19 protein-coding genes are annotated in these 20,992 nt (G+C 38.7%); 12 read left to right on the forward strand and 7 right to left on the reverse strand.

Annotated elements, in window-relative coordinates:
- Window positions 1–6 precede the first annotated feature (6 nt).
- Window positions 7–672 carry a TetR/AcrR family transcriptional regulator gene (locus CLV48_RS09085; protein WP_106566965.1) on the reverse strand — a complete coding sequence of 222 codons (666 nt, stop codon included), beginning with the start codon at window positions 670–672 and terminating at the stop codon, window positions 7–9.
- Between the two features lie 267 nt (window positions 673–939).
- On the opposite strand from CLV48_RS09085, the gene CLV48_RS09090 reads away from it, so the two are divergent.
- Window positions 940–1,764, forward strand: a complete 825-nt coding sequence (locus CLV48_RS09090; protein WP_106566966.1) for a helix-turn-helix domain-containing protein — start codon at window positions 940–942, stop codon at window positions 1,762–1,764.
- A gap of 108 nt (window positions 1,765–1,872) precedes the next feature.
- On the opposite strand, the gene CLV48_RS09095 is transcribed toward CLV48_RS09090, so the two are convergent.
- The 3 genes from CLV48_RS09095 to CLV48_RS09105 all read right to left on the reverse strand — a co-directional run bounded on the left by CLV48_RS09095 (window position 1,873) and on the right by CLV48_RS09105 (window position 5,473).
- On the reverse strand, window positions 1,873–2,463 hold the full coding sequence (locus tag CLV48_RS09095; protein ID WP_106566967.1) for a cupin domain-containing protein: 591 nt from the start codon (window positions 2,461–2,463) through the stop codon (window positions 1,873–1,875).
- A gap of 433 nt (window positions 2,464–2,896) precedes the next feature.
- Window positions 2,897–3,439, reverse strand: coding sequence for an ATP-dependent protease subunit HslV (gene hslV, locus CLV48_RS09100; RefSeq protein ID WP_106566968.1), 543 nt, complete (start codon window positions 3,437–3,439; stop codon window positions 2,897–2,899).
- A 372-nt stretch (window positions 3,440–3,811) separates the two neighbouring features.
- Entirely contained in the window at window positions 3,812–5,473 is a 1,662-nt protein-coding gene (locus CLV48_RS09105) for a pyruvate dehydrogenase complex dihydrolipoamide acetyltransferase (protein WP_106566969.1), read from the reverse strand.
- A 123-nt stretch (window positions 5,474–5,596) separates the two neighbouring features.
- Between CLV48_RS09105 and CLV48_RS09110 the strand changes: the two genes are divergently transcribed.
- From CLV48_RS09110 to CLV48_RS09150, 9 genes are all read left to right on the forward strand, one after another.
- Window positions 5,597–6,556 carry a YheT family hydrolase gene (locus tag CLV48_RS09110; protein ID WP_106566970.1) on the forward strand — a complete coding sequence of 320 codons (960 nt, stop codon included), beginning with the start codon at window positions 5,597–5,599 and terminating at the stop codon, window positions 6,554–6,556.
- 21 nt (window positions 6,557–6,577) lie between these two features.
- On the forward strand, window positions 6,578–7,279 hold the full coding sequence (locus CLV48_RS09115) for an SOS response-associated peptidase (RefSeq protein ID WP_106566971.1): 702 nt from the start codon (window positions 6,578–6,580) through the stop codon (window positions 7,277–7,279).
- A complete protein-coding gene (locus CLV48_RS09120; protein WP_106566972.1) occupies window positions 7,279–8,178 on the forward strand; it encodes an MBL fold metallo-hydrolase in 900 nt (299 codons plus the stop codon). The genes CLV48_RS09115 and CLV48_RS09120 overlap by 1 nt, the downstream gene beginning before the upstream one ends.
- A 138-nt stretch (window positions 8,179–8,316) precedes the next feature.
- Entirely contained in the window at window positions 8,317–9,315 is a 999-nt protein-coding gene (locus CLV48_RS09125; protein WP_106566973.1) for a 3-oxoacyl-ACP synthase III family protein, read from the forward strand.
- A gap of 13 nt (window positions 9,316–9,328) precedes the next feature.
- Window positions 9,329–9,886, forward strand: a complete 558-nt coding sequence (locus tag CLV48_RS09130; RefSeq protein ID WP_106566974.1) for a hypothetical protein — start codon at window positions 9,329–9,331, stop codon at window positions 9,884–9,886.
- A gap of 83 nt (window positions 9,887–9,969) precedes the next feature.
- Window positions 9,970–11,562, forward strand: a complete 1,593-nt coding sequence (locus CLV48_RS09135; protein ID WP_170069004.1) for a toxin-antitoxin system YwqK family antitoxin — start codon at window positions 9,970–9,972, stop codon at window positions 11,560–11,562.
- Window positions 11,563–11,599: 37 nt separating this feature from the next.
- Complete coding sequence (locus CLV48_RS09140; RefSeq protein WP_106566976.1) at window positions 11,600–11,770, forward strand: Lacal_2735 family protein; 171 nt, start codon at window positions 11,600–11,602, stop codon at window positions 11,768–11,770.
- A gap of 232 nt (window positions 11,771–12,002) precedes the next feature.
- Complete coding sequence (locus tag CLV48_RS09145) at window positions 12,003–13,394, forward strand: DUF6600 domain-containing protein (RefSeq protein WP_106566977.1); 1,392 nt, start codon at window positions 12,003–12,005, stop codon at window positions 13,392–13,394.
- A 179-nt stretch (window positions 13,395–13,573) separates the two neighbouring features.
- Window positions 13,574–14,812 (forward strand): ROK family protein, encoded by a 1,239-nt coding sequence (locus CLV48_RS09150; protein WP_106566978.1) that lies wholly within the window; start codon window positions 13,574–13,576, stop codon window positions 14,810–14,812.
- A 36-nt stretch (window positions 14,813–14,848) separates the two neighbouring features.
- Here CLV48_RS09150 and CLV48_RS09155 read toward each other — a convergent pair whose 3' ends face one another.
- The 3 genes from CLV48_RS09155 to CLV48_RS09165 form a co-directional block, all read right to left on the reverse strand.
- Window positions 14,849–15,739 carry an ROK family protein gene (locus tag CLV48_RS09155; protein WP_106566979.1) on the reverse strand — a complete coding sequence of 297 codons (891 nt, stop codon included), beginning with the start codon at window positions 15,737–15,739 and terminating at the stop codon, window positions 14,849–14,851.
- 149 nt (window positions 15,740–15,888) lie between these two features.
- Complete coding sequence (locus CLV48_RS09160) at window positions 15,889–16,908, reverse strand: LacI family DNA-binding transcriptional regulator (protein WP_106566980.1); 1,020 nt, start codon at window positions 16,906–16,908, stop codon at window positions 15,889–15,891.
- A gap of 177 nt (window positions 16,909–17,085) precedes the next feature.
- Window positions 17,086–19,248 carry a glutamine synthetase III family protein gene (locus CLV48_RS09165; protein ID WP_106566981.1) on the reverse strand — a complete coding sequence of 721 codons (2,163 nt, stop codon included), beginning with the start codon at window positions 19,246–19,248 and terminating at the stop codon, window positions 17,086–17,088.
- Between the two features lie 233 nt (window positions 19,249–19,481).
- Here CLV48_RS09165 and mtaB point away from each other — a divergent pair, with 233 nt between their 5' ends.
- Window positions 19,482–20,801, forward strand: a complete 1,320-nt coding sequence (mtaB, locus tag CLV48_RS09170; RefSeq protein WP_106567163.1) for a tRNA (N(6)-L-threonylcarbamoyladenosine(37)-C(2))-methylthiotransferase MtaB — start codon at window positions 19,482–19,484, stop codon at window positions 20,799–20,801.
- Entirely contained in the window at window positions 20,788–20,946 is a 159-nt protein-coding gene (locus tag CLV48_RS20540; protein ID WP_170069005.1) for a hypothetical protein, read from the forward strand. The genes mtaB and CLV48_RS20540 overlap by 14 nt, the downstream gene beginning before the upstream one ends.
- The last annotated feature ends 46 nt before the right edge of the window (window positions 20,947–20,992 follow it).

The following is a 20,992-nucleotide window of genomic DNA, read 5'->3' on the forward strand; positions in this document are numbered from 1 at the left end:
CTGATCTTATTTGTTTTGGTATAAAAACTTGGCAAAATCAATAAAGGTATCCAGGGCACTTTTTCCCATCAAGTCAAAAGCAAGATTAACCGACTTTTCAATTGCTGCATCTGTTTTTTCAAATGATGGTGAAGTATCTTTCAGCCAGAACTGAAACACAAACCATACTTGCAACCACAATGCCTCATCATAACGTTCGGTAATCAATGGCCTATTGGCAATTTCTTCGGTTTCCTTTCCTTCCAATATAATCTCATTGGCAAATTCCTTGAATTTATCTTTGAAAATCTTCACTTCTTGAGGAAGCAATTTTTTCATGTCTTTTTGCCCTCCATAGAGAGACAAGAGATAGGACCGGTTTTTTTTAAGTTCTTCCACCAGGGTAAAAAGAAAACCAAGCAATTTTTCTCTGGCACTGTATTCCTTGAAAACTTCCTGTGATTCCAAGTTTTGAATTGTATCATCATACAATTTACCCCAGACTGCTGATTTTATTGCTTCAAAAGAAGTGAAATAGGTATAGAAATCTGCCTCATTCATCTTGAGTTCTTTGGCAAACTTATATATGGACAAGGGTTCAGACCCCTTTTCCAGAACATGGTTGACATAACCCGTGATAATTTTTATTCTGGGATCAACTTTACTTGCCTTCTTTGCAGTTGTATTTTCCATTATGGTATTGTTTACTTTAAGTATAACCAATAAAGGGGAGCTGAAGTTTTGAAAAGCTTCATTATTTAAATACTATAAAAAAATGGGCCTTGCCTGTAAATAAGATTATCCTTGATAGGGCTCAAAGAAATAGGTGGATTTTATTAGACCAAATAAATCAAAATTTATTAAATTTAGAATAACAGTAAAAGTACTGCGGGATTTAAGAAGTTTTTCGTCCAGTTTGAGTAAAAAATACAGTCTCAATAATAACCAACCGGTTAAGCTATGATCTATCAATATATAGCACCAAGTCAGGCCTTAAAGGAGTTTGTTAGGGATTATTTGATAGCTCATTTTAATTTTGATAGAAATAAAAATATCCCGTTCAAGCCTTATTCTCCTAAACCTGAGCAAACTATCACTTTTCTACCAAAAGGAAAATTAACTATTTGGAATCCTCTAACTGATGAAACGCAACTTGCTCCAGTTATATCCATCTGTGGGCAGCAAGTTTCCAGATACAATTTTTACCTTACTTCGGAGTATCTTATGCTGAGGATCCATTTCCAGCCAGGGGCACTTTTTCGTTTGCTGGGAATTCCTCTTTTAGAGTTTACCGATTCTTGGTTTGATGCAGAGTCAGTCATAGGACGCGAAATATTGGAAGTGAATGAGCGCCTAGCCAATTGTCGAAACTATGGTGAAATGATCGCAGTTGTTGAAGATTACTTGACAATTAAGATTAAGAAAGTAAGAGCAGGAACACACCCACTTGATAAGGTGGCCTCCTACCTCTTTTCCAATCCATACCAATGCTCTTTAGATTGGCTTTCCAAGCAGGCCTTCCTTTGCCCAAGACAATTTAATCGCAAGTTTAATGAACGAATGGGGGTTGGCCCTAAACTGTACAGCCGTGTTGTACGTTTTTACAACGCATATCAATACAAAGAAACACATCCCAAGGAGGATTGGTTGACCATTGCTTTACGGTTTGGTTATACTGATTACCAGCATATGGTGAAAGATTTCAACCAATTTGCACAGGTAAACCCTAATTTATGGATCGATCAGGATAATCAATCACCGGAAAGGATATTGAATCTCGAATGAAAAATCTCATTTGTATGGAATCCATAGGAATGGACAATCCATAGAATACGCTGATTAAGTCTATCAATAACAGTTCATTTAAATATTCATGTGTATGGTATTTTGGTTCTAATGTTCTGCAAGCGGAGGGCCTACTACTTTCATACCATGTGCTGCAAATAAATCCTCAGCTTCTTCCGGTGTTGGGGGATGGTTCATCCCACAGCTTTTCATGAAGAATGCTTCAAGTGATCCCGCCGGCTGAACAGCCAATAGCAATGTTCCTGGATTGTCCCCAAAATAAGCCCAAACATGTGGGATCATGCGAGGGGCAAATAGTGAATCGCCGGGTTTCAGCACAAATTTTTCATCTCCAACTTCAAAAGCAAACTCCCCCTCCAGTGCATAAAACCATTCATCTTGGTCATAGTGGAAATGCCGGGGAGGTCCACCTTTGCCCATTTTGGCATGTTCGAAAACGAAAATCGATCCATCTGTATCTTTACCGGAAACTTTGATCTGAAGGGGTATAATTCCCCAAATCATGAGTTGCTCTTGGAATCGGTTAGCTCCATTAGGAACATACACCGCCTTTTCAGCCCTTCTCCTTATGTCACTTGCTGAATTTGCAGGTACTCTACTTGAGCAACCAGCCATTCCTCCTGTTACCACTGCGGCGGCACCAATGCTGGCAAATTGTATAAATTGTTTCCTGTCCATAGCATTTGTTTCTTATGAAGAACAAACCTACTCCCATTTATACATTGCTTGGTGGTAAAAAAAAGACTTCATATTGCCATGCATCCTTCTTTCTGACTAAAGAAGAATCTTGACAGGGTAATTACCAGATGGGTTGATTTTCAGGTATTCCTTTGGGATTATTATTGGGTCAATAAAGACACAAATTCAATTCACTCAAATTACTGTCAAAAAACACCTTACATGATTGTTCACTTTCTTGGCAGTAGAATCATCACAATAGAATTAAGCTACGATTTCAAACCAATATCAATGAATAACTTGTCCGCAGAGGCGGATCCAATATCTATTATTATCAGGTGGATTCAAGACCCAATTAAAATTGGTTAATGGTCTAATTACGGATATACATAACACCTTATCATCAAAAGGAATTAACAATTCCTGCCAAACCTTATTTCACCACTTTCTCCACTACCAAATTATGATTGGTGTAGATGCAGACATCGGCAGCTATCCCCAAACTCTCTCTGACCATTTCTTCGGCAGATAGCTGAGGTGCAAATTTCTTTAATGCCCTTGCCGCAGACTGGGCATACATACTTCCTGAACCAATGGTTGCGATTTCCATATCGGGTTCAATTACATCGCCCGTTCCGGAAATGATCAGAATATCCTGACTGTCCGCCACAATCATCATGGCTTCCAATCTGCTTAGCATCCTGTCCATTCTCCACTCCTTGGCCAACTCTACTGCAGCACGCTTCATATTATTGCCATATGCTCCCAACTTTTCCTCAAACTTTTCCAAAAGTGTAAAAGCATCAGCAGTTGATCCAGCAAAACCGGTAATTATTTTTCCACCCTGAAGTTTCCTGATTTTATTTACAGAACTTTTGGCTACCGTATTTCCCAAAGTCGCCTGACCATCTGCTCCGATAACTACTTCTCCATTATGCTTGATGGCCACAACGGTGGTTGATTTTATTTTTTCCATTTTTTTAAGACTTAAGATTCAAGACGAAAGATTTTAGATGAAATAAACATGAAGAAATAAGGTTGAAATAGAAATTTGCTACGCGATATTGAATATTCGCTTTGCGCTATTTTTAAATTAGAAATGGTACATGAATTTGTTCAAATTGAAACCCAAGAAAATATTCCAATATCAATTAATATCCATAAATATCACCCTTATTTCCACTGTATTTCTACCCTATTTCAATTTGTTTCAATCAATATCGCTGCAAACTAATATCCCAATATCTTATAATATCTATAAATATCCCTCCTCTACCTATTTCAATAACCATACTAAAAACAAAAAGTCCTGACAGATCAGGACTTTTTGACATATTTGAATTGACAATTAAATCAAAATTCTCACTGGGTCCTCCAATAGACCTTTTAAAGTTTTTAGGAATGCAGAACCTACAGCACCATCCACTACCCTGTGATCGCATGACAAAGTTACTTTCATTACATTACCCACTTGCATCTGTCCATTTTTGACAACAACAGTTTCTTTGATTCCACCCACTGCCAAGATACAGGCATCTGGTGGGTTGATGATGGCAGTAAACTCTTCGATGCCAAACATTCCCAAGTTGGAAATGGTAAAGGTATTACCTTCCCAGTCTTTGGGCTGAAGTTCTTTGTTCTTGGCTTTCGCACCAAGGGTCTTCGCTTCATTGGAAATCTGAGAAAGTGACTTGCTGTCTGCAAAACGGATTACCGGTACCAACAGACCTTCCTCTACAGCTACGGCCATCCCGATATGGATGTGGTCATTGTATCTGATTTTTTCACCTAACCATGAAGAATTTACCTTAGGATGCTGACGTAGGGCAGCTGCCGTAGCTTTGATAACCATGTCGTTGAAGGAAATCTTTACAGGGGCCACTTCATTCATGCTGTTTCTCGCTTCAATGGCCTTATCCATATTGATTTCCATGGTCAGATAGAAGTGAGGTGCACTGAATTTGCTTTCTGCCAATCGCTTGGCAATGACTTTCCTCATTTGGGAAACCTTTTCTTCTCTGAAGGATTCCTGACCTACAACTGGGGCTGAAGTGGCCATTGCTGTCGGGGCCGCAGCAGTCTGGGCTACTGATGGAGTGTAGTTTTCTACATCCCTTTTCACAATTCTTCCACCTTCTCCGGAACCTTTCACCAAAGTGATATCTATACCTTTTTCCGAAGCCATTTTCTTGGCCAATGGAGAGGCTTTAACCCTTCCGCCTTCAGCGTTAGAAACTGTAGTTGTTGGAATTTCAGGGGCTTTTGACACATCCTCTTTTTTAGTTTCCTCTGCGGGGGCATCCTTCTTTTCCTCAACAGGAGAGGATGACTCAGTACCTGACTTGGACTGATGGGCTTTGAGTAGTTTCTCAAAATCTGATCCTTTTTCTCCAATAATGGCAATTACGCCATCTACAGCGACTGAATCACCAGCTTCAACACCTATATATAATAAAGTTCCATCCTCATATGATTCCAGTTCCATGGTAGCTTTGTCCGTTTCTACCTCAGCAATGATGTCGCCCGACTTCACAGAATCACCAACCTTCTTCAACCAAGAAGCTATTGTTCCTTCAGTCATGGTATCACTCATCTTGGGCATGGTAATTACCGTAGCATTGATACCTGAAACATCGATGTTATCAGTACTAGGAGTCTTATCAGCCGGCTTTTTTTCTGATTTTGGCTTTTCTACTTCTTCTTTAACTTCGGTAGTAGAAGCACCACTTCCGCCAACTTCAATGTCCTTTAATATTTTATCTATATTCTCACCTTTCTCACCTATAATGGCTATAACTCCATTGACAGCTACAGCGTCCTTTTCCTGCACACCAATGTACAGCAAAACTCCTTCTTCATAAGACTCCAGTTCCATGGTAGCCTTATCAGTTTCTACCTCTGCCAATATATCTCCTGGCTTTACGGTATCTCCTACTTTCTTTAACCACGCTGCGATAACACCTTCTTCCATGGTGTCGCTCATTTTAGGCATTCTAATTATCTCGGCCATAAGCTTATTTTATCCTAGTCAAATTTTAAGGAGCCCAAAAATAGTTCTTAAAATGTCTTAATTCAAATTTAATAATAGTATTTTCAGGATTAAAAAGTCCAAAACAGCTGATTTTGTTTGATAATGCCTATAATCCACAAAACCAATTATGAATACCCACCATGGCTTTTCAATGGTCATTTACAAACAATTTTTCCGGCGCTCATGCGTCCTTCTGCACCATTACCCTTTGAAAGAGAAAGGATTATTACTCCAGATGGGGATTTCCTAGACCTTGACTGGCTCAGAAATGGCTCAAAAAACCTTGTCATAATCAGCCATGGTCTGGAAGGAAATAGCAAGCGACCCTATATGACCGGTATGGCCCGCCAATTTTACACACAAAGTTTTGATTTGCTCAATTGGAATTATAGGGGATGTAGTGAAGAAATGAACAACAAGCCCATTTTTTACCATTCAGGAGCAACTTATGACCTCCATCATGTGGTCAATTATGCTTCAGCCTCCTACGAAAACGTATTTTTGATTGGATTCAGTTTGGGTGGAAATCTCACATTGAAATACCTGGGTGAAAAAAGGGAAAGATCCCCTAAAATAAAAAAAGGCATCGCCATTTCTGTTCCCCTTCATCTAGAAAGCTCCTGTATAAAAATCTCCACAGGGGAAAATATAATTTATGCCAAAAGGTTTCTGAAAACCCTTAAGGAAAAAGTAGTGAAAAAAGCGAAAAAGTTTCCGGATGAAATTCCGCTTGGAATTCTTCGGAAAATCAAAACCCTACAGGATTTTGATGACCATTATACTGGCCCTCTTCATGGTTTTGATGATGCACATGATTATTATGAGCAAAATTCGTCTTTATATTTCCTTGAAAACATTGAAGTACCAGCACTGATTTTAAGTGCCCAGAATGACCCTTTTTTGAGTGACAAATGCTTCCCTATAAGTCTGGGAAGAAAACTGGACCAAGTATGGATGGAATTCCCTAAATATGGAGGACATGTTGGATTCAGCCCCAGAAAAAAAGAAGATATCTACTGGTCTGAAAAAAGGTCATTTGAATTTATCACAGGCAATCTGTAATTTTCCAGAAAACAAAACCTTATGTGCGGTAGATATTCTTTGAGCAAAAGCAAAATCCAGCTAGAGGAAAGATTTCAGGCAGAAATGTTGGGGGAATTCAACCCAAGGTATAACATAGCCCCAACACAGCTTGTGCCGGTCATCACTTCTGACAGTCCCAAAGGGTTCTCTTTTTTTTATTGGGGTATCACACCGGATTTCGGAAAGAACAAACCTGTATCCCAAAAGTTTATCAATGCAAAAGCCGAAACTGTGCATGAAAAAATCTCTTTCAAAAATTCCTTTCTGAAAAGAAGGTGTTTGGTGCCCGCAGATGGCTTTTTTGAGTGGAAAAGACTAGGGAAAAAGACTAAAATCCCATATCGTTTTACCCTGGCCAATGAGGAAGCTTTTGCTTTTGCTGGTATTTGGGAGGAATATGAAAACGAGTTTGGGGAAAGTAACCACACCTTTCTTATCCTAACAACTGAATCCAATTCACTTGTCTCAGAAGTTCATGACAGAATGCCGGTCATACTAAAAAAAGAAGATGAAAAAAAATGGCTGGATACTTACAGAAGTCAGGAAGATCTCATCAAATTGCTCACTCCCTACCAGGTGGATGAAATGCTCAGTTACACAGTATCTCCACTCGTAAACAGTGTAAGCAATGACAGCCCTTCCATTATCCGAAAGACTTCCGCTCCTATAGATCAATTCGGAAATTACACCCTATTTGGCTAATGGAAAGTATCCAGATCATAGACCTCAAATTTTTAGAAACAAAAGATGCCATTGCTTCTTTTTTAATACAGACGGAAATTGGTCCCATATTGATAGAATCCGGTCCGGAAAGCACATTCAGCGCATTGAAAAAATCAATAGAGGAATTGGGATTTGACCTCAAGGACATTCAGCATGTACTTTTAACCCATATCCATTTTGATCATGCAGGAGCAGCCTGGAAATTGGCGGAGCTTGGGGCAAAAATTTATGTACACCCTCTTGGAAAACCCCATTTGGAATCCCCTGAAAAGCTATGGAATTCTGCCAAACAGATTTATGTGGAAGAAATGGACAGGTTATGGGGCCAAATGCAGCCCATACCGGAAAATCAGTTGATAGCCGTAAAAGATGGTGAAGTCCTTGAATTTGGAACCACAAGGATCAAATCCCTTCACACGCCAGGGCATGCCATACACCACATTGCATGGAATTTTGATGGTAATATTTTTACTGGAGATGTAGCGGGTGTAAAAATTGACGGTGGTCCTGTGGTTCCCCCCTGCCCACCCCCAGACATCAACATTGAAGCATGGAAAAACTCTTTGACTATATTGAAAGCAGAAAAACCAAAAGCTTTGTACCTGACACATTTTGGAAGAATCACTGAGATAGACTCTCATTTAAACAGCCTTTCGGATATATTGGAGGATTGGGCAAACTGGTTTAAACCGCATTACGAAAAAGGAGAAGAACAAGAACTTGTCATACCAAAATTCATGGAGTACACCCAATCCCAATTAAAAAAAGGAGGATGCTCCGAAACACAGATCCAGGTCTATGAATACGCAAATCCAAGCTGGATGTCCGTAGCAGGTCTATACCGATACTGGAAATTGAAATTCCAGGGAAGAATCTGATTTTTTATTCCGTTTCAATTAACTTAAAGCCATTCCTATGAGCTATTGTTTGGAAAACGATCAGGAAGTAGGATATTTGTATGCAGTGCATAATACATCATACAAGGCAGTTTTAAATAATCCCAAGAAGCTTTATAGATGAAAAAATCCAGAATAATCGGTGTAGGCCACTATGTCCCTGAGAGGGTCATTACCAACGAATTTCTTTCTACTATCATGGATACCAATAATGATTGGATCGTGGAAAGAACAGGCATCCAAGAAAGACGATGGTTTACTCCTGGAAAAGATACTGTAACAAGCATGTCAGCGGCAGCTTCAAGGATGGCTTTGGAAAGAGCCAATAAATCAGCTAAGGATATTGATTTCATAATATTTGCAACAATCACACCGGATTATTTTCTACCGGGAAATGGCGTGTTATTGCAAAGAGAATTAGGCATGGGGACAATAGGTGCATTGGACATCAGAAATGCTTGCTCGGGTTTTATTTATGCCTTATCTATTGCCGATCAGTTTATCAAAACCGGTATGTACAAAAACATACTTGTGGTAGGTGCCGAAATCCAGTCTTCTGCACTGGACAAAAGCGATGAAGGAAGATCAAGTGCAGTGATTTTCGCAGATGGAGCCGGTGCTGCAGTATTGACTGCCGTGGAACCTGATCAGCCCGGAATTTTATCTACCCATTTACATGCTGAAGGCCAGCATGCAGAAGAACTTTTCTGCTTAGCTCCCAGCAGCAGTACAGAAGTTAGAATTTCCCAGGAAATGATTGAAAGAGGAGATTTTTTCCTGAAAATGAACGGAAATGCAGTCTTCAAACATGCCGTAGTAAGATTTTCAGAGGTCATACAGGAAGCTTTGGATGCTAATGGGAAAGACAAATCAGAAATCGATTTATTAGTACCCCACCAAGCTAATCTTAGGATCAGCAACTACATCCAGCAAAAAATGGGATTGCCAGATGAAAAGGTCTTCAATAATATAATGAGACTGGGAAATACCACCGCAGGCACTATCCCTATTGCGCTGAGTGAAGCCTGGGAACAAGGAAAGATCAAAGAAGGCGATTTGGTTTGTCTCGCTGCTTTTGGCAGTGGGTTTGCCTGGGCTTCTGCATTGTTGAACTGGTAATTACAGCATTTACTTGACAAATAAACTGGATATTGCTTTTTGGAATGAGTCCAAGGATCTGTTCTATCATTTTCACCATCAGGTGAAAATCATCCAGGATATTTTGACAGAAATTTCCAATCATTTTCCGCAAGAATACCTCATGAAGTATTTTGCACAGGCTAAAGGCTGCAAAGTAAGTAAAGGTAATCAATTGGACCGTCTCCCTTATCAGGTATTGGATATCGTGCGCGATTTTGATCCCCTGACAGGTTTCAATATCCGCTTACTCAATTGGTGGGGCAACGGATTTTATGTTTTCATAACTTACGGTAGCCAAGTCAAACATAAGTATAAAAATAACTGGAAACACCAATTTGAGGGATATCAGATTTCTTTTCTAGAAACACCATATAATTATCTTCAAGTTGAAAAAAACAGCCTGATTTTGAATGAAAAAAATATTACTTTAGCTATCAATTCTTCAAATCAGCTTCAAATCTGGAAAAAAATCGAATTATCAGAAGATCCTCACACAACCCACCAAATGCTCTGTAAATTGTTGACAGACATTTTAGAAGTTCATTGTTGAGGTGATTCAATCGACTTAATGAAGTTAAATTAGAACCGATCAAAGGTTATTTCGTATTCTATTTGAAAATGAAACCATTCCCTATGAAATATATTTTTGGCATTTTGATTTTCATGGTACTACAAACAACGTCCTGGGCACAAAGAAGACCTAACGTTGTTTCCATATTCAATTCCGATTCCACTCTTGTAGGCACTGGAATATTAAATGATGGATTTATGGAAGGACTTTGGAGGTTTGAAAACCCCATGACAAAAAGGTTGGTTCAGACCATAAATTTTGAAAGAGGTAAAAGAGAAGGGCTTGCTGTAAGCTTTTTCCCATCAGGTTCGAAAAATGTAGAGGCAGAATACCGAAACAACAAATTGAATGGAGTCTATAGGCAATACGATTCCAATGGAATATTGAAACTGGACATGGTGTTCAGGGACAGTGTCCGGATTGGCCCTTATAGGGAATATTATGGAAGTGATGGACAGCCAAATTTTTTCAACCCCCGGCAGATAAAGGTGGAAGGGCAATATGTGGAGGGTAAAAGGAACGGAAAGTGGGTAACTTACTACAATAATGGTGAAATTGCCATTATCCAAAATTATGAAAACGGAGTTCAGGAAGGCACCTATTCAGAATACGATGTATATGGTACGCTAATCTTAGAAACCACTTATAAAAATGATCAACCCCATGGCTCATTTATAAGGTATTCAGTAGGAAAATTGGTTGAGGAGAAGGGTGACTTCAGAAATGGTAGAAGAATAGGGAATTGGACAACTTACTTTCCAGGGACAAGGACATTAGAATCGGAAAAATTTTATGACCAGAATGGAAACAGGACAGGAGAGTGGAAGTTTTATTACCAAAACCGTAGGCTTGCCAGGATTGAAAAATATGAGAATGATATTCCTGTAGGTACTTGGGAAGAATATTTCCCTAACAGAACATTAGCCAAAAAAATGAACTATGAATTAGGTTTGCCGGTAGGAGAATACATTGAGAATCATTCCAATGGAAAAGTTTCTGTAACCGGACAATATAAAAATGGAGTAAAAGACGGGTTGTGGAAAAGTTATTTTCCTGAAGGAAATTTATATTCTATTGGAGAATATAAAAACGACCTCAAAACTGGGCTATGGAAATATTTTAACAAAATCGGTATCCTTATCGCTGAAGGTGAATATGTTTTGGGCTCAGAAAGTGGGCAATGGGTATATTATTACGACGGTGGTCAATTGAAATCTATTGGAAGTTATTTTCTTGGATTTGAAGATGGCACATGGGGTTTATTCTATGACAACAAACAACTTACCCAAGAAGAATATTGGAACAATGGAAGGCTCATGAATGTCGGAGAATACAATTCATTTGATGGGGAAAATACCTACGACAAAGGAACATTGACTGATGGAAACGGCACCAGGATCACCTATTATACTTCTGGAAAAAAAGAATCTGAAGGCAATTATAAAACAGGAAAACCAGATGGACTTTGGACTTATTTCCATGAAAATGGCAATAAAGCCTCAGAAGGTCAAATGGTTGACGGTAAAAAAGAAGGTGCTTGGAGATACTATAATTTGAGCGGAAGACTAGAACAAATCATCAATTTCAAAAACGATGAAATTGTGACGGAGGAAGAGGAAATGATCAACGAAATCAGATTCAACAGATTCAATTAAACACTATATCCCAAACAGCGTTTATCAAATAAAAAGTATGTTTGGTTTATTTAAGAAAAAATCAGAACTGGAAAAACTGCAGGAGACATACAAAAGTCTTTTGGACAAGTCCTATAAAATGTCACACAGCAATAGAGCTGAGGCAGATCGATTAATGGCAGAAGCTGAAGTAATTGCAAAAAAAATCGAATCCTTGAAAAAAAATTAAAAAGAGGTCCAAAAATGGACCTCTTTTTGCTTTAAATCCCTTGAGATTTTTATACATCCCAAAAACTCCCAAATTCCAGTAAGAAAAATTCCAGTATTTTCTAAATATGCTTACATAATTTATATTGGCTAAAACGTTTTTTCTAATTTTTTATTCCAAAATTATTATTTTTTACAAAACTTTGGTATGTAGATTGCCGTAAATACAATCAAAAGCACTAAATGACACTGTTATGAAAAAGGCAACTATATATCTGATAAGTCTTGCACTCGTGCTGGGCATGGGTATGGCTTCTATTGGCAAAGCTAGCGCCTCTCCTCCAAATTTTGGGGTTTCTTTCCAGATCTTCTATAATGAGCTGAGCCCTTATGGGGATTGGGTAATGGATCCGACTCATGGTTATGTTTGGGTTCCTTATGTAGATAGGGGATTTCAACCCTATGTAACCAATGGGTATTGGACCATGACCAATTTTGGAAATACTTGGGTGTCGCATTATGATTGGGGCTGGGCACCATTTCATTACGGCAGATGGTTCTGGAATGATTTCTATGGATGGGCATGGATTCCTGGATATGAATGGGGACCAGCTTGGGTAAGTTGGAGAACAGGAGGCGGATTCTATGGATGGGCACCACTTGGACCAGGTATGCATGTGGGAGTCAATATTATGATCCCTGCAAGACACTGGGTATTCGTTCCTCAAAGAAGGTTCCGAGGCAAACACTTCCACAGGTATTTCGTTCCTCATCACCAAGTAGTCAATGTATACAACAGGACCACTATCATCAACAATACCTATGTAGTGAATAACACTACTTATTACACCGGACCTTCCAGAAGGGAAATTCAAAGAGTAACCGGATCCAATGTTCCAGTGTATCAGGTAAACAATGCTTCAAGACCGGGAAGGGCAATTGTTCAAAACAACAATGTAAATATCTACCGTCCTGAAATAAATAGAGGAAGGGGAGGCAATGAACAAGCCAGGCCATCAAGGGCATATACTGCGGATGAATTTAGACAAAGATCTGCTGTACAGCAGCGATCTACTGAACAAGGAAGGGTCAATTCAGCTGCTCCTAATAGAAATACTCAGGCTACCCCTTCAAGAAATGCGCAACAGCCATCTCAGAACCAGGCGGTTCGTGGAAATGCCAACAATGGACAAAATGGAACTGCCACCAGGACTGTGCAGTCAAGACCTAGCAACAATGGTCAGGTAGGCACTCCTAATGTAAGGGAAAGTAATGCCAACAGACCAAACAATTATGGAGCAAATGGAGCGTCTTCTCCAAGCCGCCAGCAAAATCCAGTAGTGGGAAACAACGCTTCCAGGCAATCTGGCACTACTGTTCAGCAGCGCACCAATGGACGTCAAAACAATGCTGCAGTGGGAAGTCCTTCTTCAGGCAGGCAAAGTTCCGGTACTGTTGGGAATGCAGGCCCTAGTAGACAAACAAATGTCAATGTTAGAAGTAATTCTAGTACAAGGCAATCCGGGCCTGCAGTTAATTCATCAGGGGGAAACACCAGGTCAAATTCAGGCACCATGAACAGGTCAAGCAATAATCCTGGTAACCGAAGTGCAAACTCAAATAGAGGCGGAAGAGGAAATGAATAAATAAAGGGGACTAGCGTCCCCTTTATTCTGATTTTAAAAAAACTTTTTCAACTTAGCACCCCAACTTCAAACCTTAATACTAAAATTGATTAAGAATTCGATATTATTTGATTTTTTCAATTAAGCCCTTTTGTAATTCCTTAAAAATTCACGTAATTGATTTTTTAAATTTTGCCGTAATGAATTTAATCGACCCTAAAAAGGCCCTTGAAAAAATTGAAGGGGTGGTAGAAACAAAAAGCTACCTAAATAAACTCAAATTGATCAAAAACCTATACACAAAAGGAAGCAATACCGCAGGAGAAATGTGTAATGAGGTTGGGATAAGTTTACCTACTGTCAATTCCCTTTTGAGCGACCTTATGGCATCAGGTGAAATCATCAAACATGGTAGGGCAGAATCACAAGGAGGAAGGAAACCTGATTTGTATAAGCTGGCAGAGGATTCATTTTACATCATTTCGGTCGACATCAACAAATTCAGGATGCGTACCTGTATTTACAACAGCGCAAACCAAGCCGTTACAGAAGTTTCCATGCTGAAAATTCAGTTAAATAATGAGAAAGAAACTTTTGATAAGATCTGTGATTTTATTCTTGCTCATAAAAACAACTCCGGATTACCTGATGAAAAAATTATTGCTGTTGGAATTTCCATGCCAGGCCTAATAGATTCCGTCAATGGGGTGAATTATACTTACCTTAAATTCGGCAAGAAAAACTTACTTGATAACTTTGAGTCGAAATTGGGCAGGAGAGTATTCCTTGAAAATGACGCAAGAGCAATGACATTGGCTGAATTTAAGTTTGGGCATAATGATCAATACAAAAACGTCTTGGGGATTTTTATCGGATGGGGCATTGGCTTAGGTATATTAATAGATGGAAAGATTTATCATGGCGCCTCAGGCTTTGCAGGGGAGTTCAGTCATTCCCCCATATTTGAATCAAGGGACATTACCTGTAGTTGTGGTAAGAAAGGATGCCTTGAATCCGTTGCTTCAGGAACAGCCATAGTTAGAATGGCAAAAGCAGCTATAGAAAACGATCCGGACTCAATTCTTGCAAGAATGGCCAGGGAAAACGAAGGAGAGGTAGAACCTTTTCTTGTAGTAGATGCTGCATTGGCTGGTGACCAAAGGGCCATCACAATTCTTTCAGATGCAGGATTGGATTTAGGAAGGGGCATTTCAATTCTAATCCAATTATTGAATCCTGAATTGATCATCATTGGGGGATCTGTTGCAGAAGCCAAGCAATATTTGATTACTCCTATCCAACAGGCTTTGAATATCTATGCCATGGCCAAGGCAAGGGAAAACACAGAACTTGCTCTTTACAAACTCGGTAAAGAGGTAGGATTACTTGGTGGAGTGGCTGTAGTCAATGAAAAAATTTTTGGAGAAATTCTTAATTAACATTTACCTGTCAAATTAGACAACCGCCAATTATTTTCAATTAAGGATAAGCCTGGTTCCCTTATTACTATCAAAAAATAGTGCAGCAGCACCATAAAGGGCAGCATTTTCACCCAGTTGACTAATTTCAATGGGTAAATCAAGACCTGCTTGATATAGGTATTCCTTGACCTTCCTTTGGAAAAAAAGAGAAGACTTGGAAATATTACCACTTAAAATGATACATTCAAAATGATGAATATGATATTGTTGGATAATAAATTCGCCAAGATTTAAAGCAAATTCCGAAAAAATATCCCTTAACACCTTTGTATCTCCTACTGTTTCGATTAATTCCTTTACCCCGATTATCTCTATTCCCAATTTATCCCTGGCCTGCATCTGAAACCATTTTGTACCAAGGTAATCCTCCACAATCCCATCTTTAAACGGAAAATTCCAAAGAGATGCATCCCTTATTTCTTTTCCTTTTTTTAAGGCAGAACCAAGGCCAGAGCCTAAGGTTATTCCCAATAGCGCATCAATATTTTTACCTTTCCCAAACAAGACTTCTCCACTCAAAAATGCTTCAGCGTCATTGATAAACTTTATATGATGCTCAGGGATTCCAAGCTCATTACTGAATTCCTTTTTTAGGTTGACTCCATAAAGACTTAAAAATTTTCCCTGCTCTTGAATGAGGCAAACCCCCTCCAAATAATCAAAAGGAGCAGGCATAGCCATTGAAATATAGACACCTTCGAAAGAATTGACCAAACTTTTTAAACCCGCAAACCAGTTTTGTAAAATTTCTGATTTACCAAGTCGGGAATCTATAGAAACCCTTTCCATTTTTTGAAGATGAAAGCCTTTGTCATATTCTTCAAATAATGCAACAGTCAAATGGGAGCCTCCAATATCCCCCGAAATAATTCTTTTGTAGGTCATTTGGGTTTGTGGTTTTTAAATAATACCCTTATCCACCGGCTCATTGCCTCCTAAAGGGTATGATTTGAAAATTATTCTGCTAAAAGGTTTTACCTAAATTAATTAATTTTCCGTTAACACAAGCAAATATGTCGTTTTTATTTTGTTTATCACTTATATACAGAAGATTCTCTCAGATTAAGCTTATTTGGTAAGATTATTTTATTGTTTTGAACTTCACCATGTTCCAGCTGCTTCAACATTAAATCCATAAGATTTTCCGCTATTTCTTCGATAGGTTGTTCAATAGCTGTAATCGGTGGCTGAAACAAATTGAAAAAATAATGGTCGTCAAAAGAAACCAATCTGATCTGTTCGGGAATTTTTTTCCCGAGTTTTATCAATGCATGAAGTCCCTCAAATGCGAGGTAATTGGTTGAAAAAAACACTCCATCCAATTCAGGATGGGAAGAAAAAAATTCTAAGATTTTACGGGAAGCTTCCTGCTCAGAAATGGTATGAAACTTCACTTTTAAAATTGCGGATTTGGCTTCGGTCCCTATTAAAGCTTCCAGAAATCCATCCATCCTATCATTCATTTGAGTCTGGCTGGAATCAACAGTGACAAAACCCAAGTTTTTGCAGCCTTGATGAATTAAATGCTGGGTCGCTTCCTTGGCACTCAACTTGTTTTCAACCACAACATAACTGCAATCTACATCAGGAATCCATCGGTCAAATAGTACTACTGCAAAATCTTCCTCCAATAATTTCCTTACAACATGCTCCAGGCCGGGAGTAGGTGTGATAATAAAACCATCTACATTTCGCATTTTAAATGTAGAAATCAATTCCTTGGTTTTGATTGTGTCATTCTCTGTACTGCAGTAAATAATTTTGTATCCGTTTTTGTAGGCTTTCTCTTCAATCAGTCTGGCAATAGAAGCAAAAAACTGGTTAGAAATGTCTTCTACCATGAAAACAATGATCTTCGACTTACCAAGTCGCAAACTTTGAGCAATATGGCTGGGTTTATAACCGATTTTTTTGATATAATCCTGCACTTTACCCGTCATTTCATCACTTATCCTTTTTTCTCTGGCTTTCCCATTTAAAATAAATGAAACCGTAGTGATTGAAACCCCTAAAGCTTCTGCAATGTCTTTAATGGATGTCTTTTTTTTAGCCATATTATCCGATTGATCTTAAAAATACTTAGCAATATGGGGAAAATTAAGTTTAATTCCTGATATCGCCTTTTTTTTGCCAAGTATGCAAACAAACCATTTAATCAGAATCAAAAATAAGACCAACAAAAAAAGCCCGGAATAAGATAACTCCCGGGCTTTTTAATTACCATTTCTGAATTACTTGATAAAGAGCATTTCTCTGTATTTTACTAATGGCCAGAATTCATCATCCACCAAAAGCTCCAGTTTATCTACAGCATATCTGATTTTATCAAAATAAGCCTCTTTGACATCAGTACAATAACCTTTTGCACGTTTTGCAACATCCTCTTCCTTGTTCAACCTCCTACGCGCATCAATCATGGCATTCACACTTGATTTAAGCGATTCTAAATGCTTGCTCACCTCTTTAATGGTTTCCACGGCTGGTTTATTATCCAAACCAAGACCCTTCAGCCCATTGGCATTTTCTATGAGCTTATTCTGGTATTGGATAGCTGTTGGGATTACATGGTTAAGTGCAAGATCTCCCATAACCCTGGATTCAATTTGCACTTTCTTAATATAATTTTCCAACATGATTTCATGCCTTGCATGCAGTTCTATTGGAGTCAAGACATTGTGTTTCCCGAACAGTTCAATTACTTTCTTATCATGATACGCTTCCAAAGCAAATGGGGTACTCTTCAGGTTAGAAAGTCCTCTTTTAGCGGCTTCATTTGCCCATTCCTCTGAATAACCATCTCCCTCAAATCTGATTTTTTTGCTATCCTTGATATATTTTCTCAAAACATTGACAATAGCAATTTTTTTCTCTTTACCTGCAGCTATTTCTTTATCAATGTCCTTAGCCATTGTTCTAAGCACTTCAGCGACTATCACATTCAAGACTGTCATTGGACCTGCAGAGTTGGCACTGGAACCAACCGCTCTGAACTCAAACTTGTTACCTGTAAATGCGAATGGAGAGGTCCTGTTTCTATCAGTGTTGTCCAAAATGATTTCAGGGATTTTAGAAATCCCTAATTTCATGTACATGTTGTCCCCCTTCTCAATTTTCACGTTTCCGTTTTTCTCCAGTTCATCCAATACCCCGGTCAATGTAGACCCTAGGAAAACCGACATGATGGCAGGAGGTGCTTCATTGGCTCCAAGTCTGAAATCATTACTTGCAGAAGCAATACTTGCTCTAAGTAGGTCAGCATTGTCATAGACCGCTTTCACTGTGGCCACAACAAAAGCTAGGAATTGAAGGTTTTCTCTCGCAGAATTACTTGGCTGGAAAAGATTCACCCCTGTATCTGTAATCAAAGACCAGTTGTTGTGTTTGCCACTTCCGTTCACTCCTGCAAAGGGTTTCTCATGCAATAATACCTTCAAACCATGCTTTTCAGCTACCTTATCCATAAGGTCCATCAAAAGCTGGTTGTGATCAATCGCTTTGTTGATCTCTTCAAAAATCGGAGCCACTTCAAATTGACTTGGCGCCACTTCATTGTGGCGTGTAGAGACAGGAATCCCCAGTTTATGGGCCTCAATTTCGAAATCCACCATAAAATCCTTCACTCGGGTTGGAATCGAACCAAAGTAATGATCCTCCAACTGCTGCCCTCTGGCCGGATTATGCCCAAATACAGTTCTACCAGACATCACAAGGTCTGGTCTTGTAGCATATAATGCTTTATCAATTACAAAGTATTCCTGCTCAATACCTAAAGATGGAGTTACTTTCCTGACATTCCTATCAAACAACTGACAGACTGCCACCGCAGCCTCATTAATTGCCTCCATGGATTTTAAGAGAGGTGTCTTATAATCCAATGCTTCACCTGTATAAGAAACGAAGATCGTAGGAATACAAAGTGTTTTGTCAAAAATAAATATAGGCGAGGAAGGGTCCCATGCCGTATAGCCTCTTGCCTCAAAAGTAGATCTTATTCCACCATGGGGAAAAGAAGAGGCATCAGGCTCCTGTTGAACAAGTGCAGAACCTTTGAATTTTTCTATCCCAGCATGGGCATCAAAAAATGCATCGTGCTTTTCGGCAGTAGATCCTGTCAATGGCTGGAACCAGTGGGTATAATGTGTCACTCCTTTGGACATTGCCCAGACCTTTACAGCTGAAGCAATTTCTTCAGCAGTTGATGGATCTATCTTTGAACCCTTTTCGATAGCTTCACCTACCTTCTTAAAAACAGAAGGTGCTAAAGATTCTTTCATTTGCTGTAGCCCAAAAACCAAGTTTCCAAAGTAATCCGAAACCTTATTAGAGGGCGGTGTCACCGTCACTTTTGGCCTTGATTGTGCCATTAAAAGCGCTTTTTGTCTTAAAGTTGCCATTTTCTACAATATGTGGTTTAATATTATACCCACAAAAATATAAAATATTATTGATTATAAAGAGAAAGGGTGATTTTTAACCCTGTTTTTGGAAAATTTTACATTATTTTTAAAAAAACAACCCTGTTTTAGAGTTTATATCCCAAAAAAAACAGGAAAATGGCTTGAAAAATAGAAAATTGAAAACTGAAGGATAATATTTAACTTTGCATCCTGAAACAAAGGAGATTGGCGTGAAAAAAGTAGCATTTTACACTTTAGGATGTAAATTAAATTATTCTGAAACCTCAACAATAAGCAGAATGTTTGAGGCTAAAGGCTATCAAAAAGTGGAATTTGAACAGAATCCTGATATTTTTATCATCAACACTTGCTCTGTAACCGAAAATGCCGACAAAAAGTGTAAAAAGATAGTAAAAGAGGCCAAAAAAATATCACCCAACTCATATGTGACCATAATTGGCTGTTATGCCCAGCTCAAACCTCAAGAGATATCCGAGATCGAAGGTGTTGATGCAGTTCTGGGAGCAGCAGAAAAATTCAGATTAATTGAATTATTGGATGGATTTGCAAAGGAACAGGAAACTAAGATCCTAGCATCAGAAATTCAGGAAGCCAATATTTTCAACAATGCTTATTCAATACACGACCGTACAAGAACTTTCCTGAAGGTTCAGGATGGCTGCAATTATGGTTGTGCTTTTTGTACCATTCCGTTGGCAAGAGGAAAAAGCAGAAGTGACAGTATTAACAATATCCTCGATTCGGCGAGGGAAATCGCCAAAACTGATGTTAAAGAAATCGTACTGACAGGAGTTAATATTGGAGATTTTGGTGTCCATGAAGGCAAGAGAAAAGAAAAATTTTCGGATCTAGTCCAAGCTCTTGATGAAATTGAAGGTATAGACAGAATAAGGATTTCTTCCATAGAGCCCAACCTACTTACCAACGAAGTCATCGAATTTGTATCTCAATCCAAAAGGTTTGTACCTCATTTTCATATCCCACTACAATCAGGAAGCAATACTATCCTGAGAAAAATGGGAAGAAGATATCTCCGGGAACTTTATGAGGACCGAGTCAATAAAATAAAAACGCTTATGCCGCATTGCTGCATCGGTGTGGATGTGATCGTGGGTTTTCCAGGAGAAACAGATGAGCTTTTTCTTGAAACTTACAACTTTCTCAATGAATTGGATATTTCCTACCTCCATGTATTTACTTATTCAGAAAGGGCCAACACCAGGGCTGTAGAGATGGAAGGCGTTGTCCCTATGAGGAAGAGGAATGAAAGATCCAAAATGCTTAGGATCCTATCTGAAAAGAAAAGGAGAAAATTCTATGAAGAAAACCTTGGAAAGACTTTTACGGTCTTATTTGAGGAAGATATAGAAGATGGCAAAATGCATGGTTTTACAGAAAATTATATTCGGGTTGCAGCGAAATATGATCCCGTTTTGATCAATGAACTAAAAACATTAAAACTCAGCGGAATCAATGAAAAGGGCAATGTCGAGGTCATTGAACCGGATATGGTCTATGAAACACATTAATCTTAAGAAATTAAATGGATTCCCTGGAATGTCCGGATTGGCTTGGTCTGAAACCCATTCAGAAAAAGGTTTAGGTTTATTTTTAAGGAATGCAGGGCTTTTGTTTTATGTGCTGGGAAAAGGTATATTTACCTATATTGGCTAAGAGTAATTGGTGTCTTGAAAATAAAGGGGGTAAGACATGAAAGTTT

It is taken from the genome of Cecembia rubra (assembly GCF_003014575.1).
Taxonomy (GTDB): Bacteria; Bacteroidota; Bacteroidia; order Cytophagales; family Cyclobacteriaceae; genus Cecembia_A; species Cecembia_A rubra.

Coding starts and splice junctions, on each gene's coding strand:
- CLV48_RS09160 (WP_106566980.1), bottom strand. CDS start 16,908: ATGGCTAAAAAAAAGACATCCATTAAAGACATTGCAGAAGCTTTAGGG.
- CLV48_RS20540 (WP_170069005.1), top strand. CDS start 20,788: ATGAAACACATTAATCTTAAGAAATTAAATGGATTCCCTGGAATGTCC.
- CLV48_RS09140 (WP_106566976.1), top strand. CDS start 11,600: ATGTTTGGTTTATTTAAGAAAAAATCAGAACTGGAAAAACTGCAGGAG.
- CLV48_RS09105 (WP_106566969.1), bottom strand. CDS start 5,473: ATGGCCGAGATAATTAGAATGCCTAAAATGAGCGACACCATGGAAGAA.
- CLV48_RS09155 (WP_106566979.1), bottom strand. CDS start 15,739: ATGACCTACAAAAGAATTATTTCGGGGGATATTGGAGGCTCCCATTTG.
- CLV48_RS09110 (WP_106566970.1), top strand. CDS start 5,597: ATGCCTATAATCCACAAAACCAATTATGAATACCCACCATGGCTTTTC.
- CLV48_RS09135 (WP_170069004.1), top strand. CDS start 9,970: ATGAAATATATTTTTGGCATTTTGATTTTCATGGTACTACAAACAACG.
- CLV48_RS09150 (WP_106566978.1), top strand. CDS start 13,574: ATGAATTTAATCGACCCTAAAAAGGCCCTTGAAAAAATTGAAGGGGTG.
- CLV48_RS09125 (WP_106566973.1), top strand. CDS start 8,317: ATGAAAAAATCCAGAATAATCGGTGTAGGCCACTATGTCCCTGAGAGG.
- CLV48_RS09145 (WP_106566977.1), top strand. CDS start 12,003: ATGAAAAAGGCAACTATATATCTGATAAGTCTTGCACTCGTGCTGGGC.
- CLV48_RS09095 (WP_106566967.1), bottom strand. CDS start 2,463: ATGGACAGGAAACAATTTATACAATTTGCCAGCATTGGTGCCGCCGCA.
- CLV48_RS09090 (WP_106566966.1), top strand. CDS start 940: ATGATCTATCAATATATAGCACCAAGTCAGGCCTTAAAGGAGTTTGTT.
- CLV48_RS09085 (WP_106566965.1), bottom strand. CDS start 672: ATGGAAAATACAACTGCAAAGAAGGCAAGTAAAGTTGATCCCAGAATA.
- CLV48_RS09165 (WP_106566981.1), bottom strand. CDS start 19,248: ATGGCAACTTTAAGACAAAAAGCGCTTTTAATGGCACAATCAAGGCCA.
- hslV (WP_106566968.1), bottom strand. CDS start 3,439: ATGGAAAAAATAAAATCAACCACCGTTGTGGCCATCAAGCATAATGGA.
- CLV48_RS09120 (WP_106566972.1), top strand. CDS start 7,279: ATGGAAAGTATCCAGATCATAGACCTCAAATTTTTAGAAACAAAAGAT.
- CLV48_RS09115 (WP_106566971.1), top strand. CDS start 6,578: ATGTGCGGTAGATATTCTTTGAGCAAAAGCAAAATCCAGCTAGAGGAA.